The 2,392-nt window shown below is 39.8% G+C and carries 3 protein-coding genes and 1 pseudogene; 3 read left to right on the top strand and 1 reads right to left on the bottom strand.

Features of this window, described 5'->3' with window-relative positions:
- Positions 1–241 precede the first annotated feature (241 nt).
- From Sarmat_RS07000 to tgt, 3 genes and pseudogenes are all read left to right on the top strand, one after another.
- Positions 242–401: pseudogene (locus tag Sarmat_RS07000) on the top strand (IS481 family transposase); the annotation flags it as partial.
- Positions 402–475: 74 nt separating this feature from the next.
- Positions 476–703 (top strand): hypothetical protein, encoded by a 228-nt coding sequence (locus Sarmat_RS06505; protein WP_202149948.1) that lies wholly within the window; start codon positions 476–478, stop codon positions 701–703.
- Between the two features lie 317 nt (positions 704–1,020).
- Entirely contained in the window at positions 1,021–2,100 is a 1,080-nt protein-coding gene (tgt, locus tag Sarmat_RS06510; RefSeq protein ID WP_202149949.1) for a tRNA guanosine(34) transglycosylase Tgt, read from the top strand.
- A gap of 99 nt (positions 2,101–2,199) precedes the next feature.
- Here tgt and Sarmat_RS06515 read toward each other — a convergent pair.
- The coding region (locus Sarmat_RS06515; protein WP_341826613.1) for a transposase family protein at positions 2,200–2,392 on the bottom strand (193 nt) is incomplete at its 5' end.

A 2,392-nucleotide genomic window follows, 5' to 3' on the forward strand; every position in this document is an offset into this window, starting at 1 on the left:
TTTTGGCTATTACCGCTTTTTATAAAACTTATTACTTTTTTACGTAAATCTATACTATATGCTCGCATTTTTTGCTTCATATTATCATATAATTTACGCTACCTCAAGCTAATTTAGTATAAGCGCTTGAAGTAGTATATTATGCATCATCAGAAAATACATCCTCATACTACTTCAATCCCCTATTTAAGCCACTTCTACCACCTCTCACTACATAAATTGTAGGGTACTATGGATACAATATAACTATCACAGATCTCATTCAGGTAAATATTGTTACAGCAAAACTCCTATATAGACTTTCATGGACTCAAAACGCATTGTGCTTGAAAAATCTAATGAGTCTATTGTATAATAACAACACATCTGATAGTCTTAACTTATCTGACTATCACTTGTAAAAAATACCGTCCGTCAGATGAAGTTTCAATTGGTGCAAAATTTAAAATCTTAATTTATAATTACAGGAAAAATTATGCAAATTCACAACAAAGCTCCGATCCTTTCCAGCATAGCACAGGCTCAACAAGCCGCCAATCAACCTACTATACAAATAATAGCCAGCGGTGCCGCGGTTGAACAAACAGCCAAGATGCCACATGTTGAACAAATAGCCAAGATGCCGCATGTTGAACAAATAGCAAAGATGCCGCATGTTGAACAAACAGCAAAGATGCCACAACTATTCGAGCCCGAACAATAAACGCGCATCGAGGTTATGCTTCTTAGAATAGCTAGCTCCCGGCGTGTTACGCTAAGAGCATACCCAGCTTGCAGAAAAACACCGCAACTTACATGAAAAATTAACAGGATTTGAGCAGCAACGCAAATCAGTGATGAATATGGGTAATTAAAAAGTTGCCCAAGGAGGTTCCGTGCACATTATCAATAGATAAAGTTAAATGAGTGGTTCGAATCGGCGGACGCAGTTGCCGTGAAGGACTAGAGTTAAAAAAGAGGTCTAATCTTAACGTACGCGACAATTTTTTTTGCACATTATAGCTCTTTTATTTTTCTTCTATGTTATTTTCTCTTCTCAGTACTCACGAAAAAGCTAGACTCGGTTTATTACAAACTGCACACGGCGCAATTAAAACCCCCGCCTTTATGCCAGTGGGCACAAGAGCAAGTGTGAAGGCGATGCTACCTGAATCAGTACGATCCATCGGGGCAGAAATAATTTTAGCAAACACTTATCATTTAATGCTTAGGCCAGGCGAGGACGTGGTACACGCGCTTGGCGGCTTAAGACGTTTTATGAATTGGTCAGGACCTATCCTCACCGACTCCGGTGGTTTTCAGGTGATGTCCCTGAGCGCTCTACGATCTATCTCCTCTGATGGCGTAACCTTTAATTCTCATATTGATGGCAAAAAATATCTGCTTACTCCAGAATATTCCACTCAAATTCAAGACAAATTAGATAGCACCATTAGCATGGTTTTTGACGAATGTCCCGCATATCCAATAGACGAGTTAGGCGCGCAAAAGAGTATGGAGCTCACAACTGCCTGGGCGCTGCGCTCCCGCAGGGCATTCCGACATAGAGAGGGGTATGGACAGTTTGGCATAATGCAAGGTAGCGTGTTTCCTCATCTAAGAGAACAATCAGCTAAACACTTAACAGATTTAGACTTCGAAGGATATGCCATAGGCGGTTTAGCCGTGGGTGAGGGGCAGGAAGCTATGTTTTCCGTGCTGGATTATGCGCCAGACCTGCTGCCAGTAGCAAAACCTCGATATTTAATGGGCGTTGGCAAACCTTCCGACATCATAGGCGCAGTGAAGCGTGGCGTGGATATGTTTGACTGCGTAATACCTACACGCTCTGGTAGAAATGGGCAGGCTTTTACGAGCGCAGGAGTGGTGAATATTAAGAATGCAAAGCATAAATTAAGCGCAGATAAACTTGATTGCGCCTGCCAGTGCTATACCTGTTTAAATTATAGCTCTGGATATTTGCATCATTTGATTAAAACGGGTGAGATTTTAGGGGCGGTGCTAATGACATGGCACAATCTGCACTATTTTCAAGATTTGATGGCGAATATTAGAAGTAGTATAGAAAATAAACAAGATTTAGATCGTCTTCTTGTGTAGATTAGCTAAACATAGCTTAAATAGACCTCTTGCGTAAGTATTTAATTAACAATTAGCCAATGCGAGGGGTGAAGAAGGTTGTTCGTGATTATTTTAGCATCAAGCGGCAAGTAATTTATTAACGAAATCATTTTTGAAATTAACAATTCCAGCAACAATATTAAACTTTAGATTATAACCCCTACGCTTATTGCGATATCTATGAGATAAAATACGAAAATTCTTTAGCTCTGCAATAATATTCTCAACCTTGATCCGCCTCTTAGATACAATATGGTTGTATTTCTTTTGC

It is taken from the genome of Candidatus Sarmatiella mevalonica, assembly GCF_016751895.1.
GTDB lineage: Bacteria > Pseudomonadota > Alphaproteobacteria > Rickettsiales > Rickettsiaceae > Sarmatiella > Sarmatiella mevalonica.

Bases quoted from the DNA above. Each gene is read 5' to 3' on its own strand.
- Sarmat_RS06505 (WP_202149948.1), top strand. From the start codon at position 476: ATGCAAATTCACAACAAAGCTCCGATCCTTTCCAGCATAGCACAGGCT.
- tgt (WP_202149949.1), top strand. From the start codon at position 1,021: ATGTTATTTTCTCTTCTCAGTACTCACGAAAAAGCTAGACTCGGTTTA.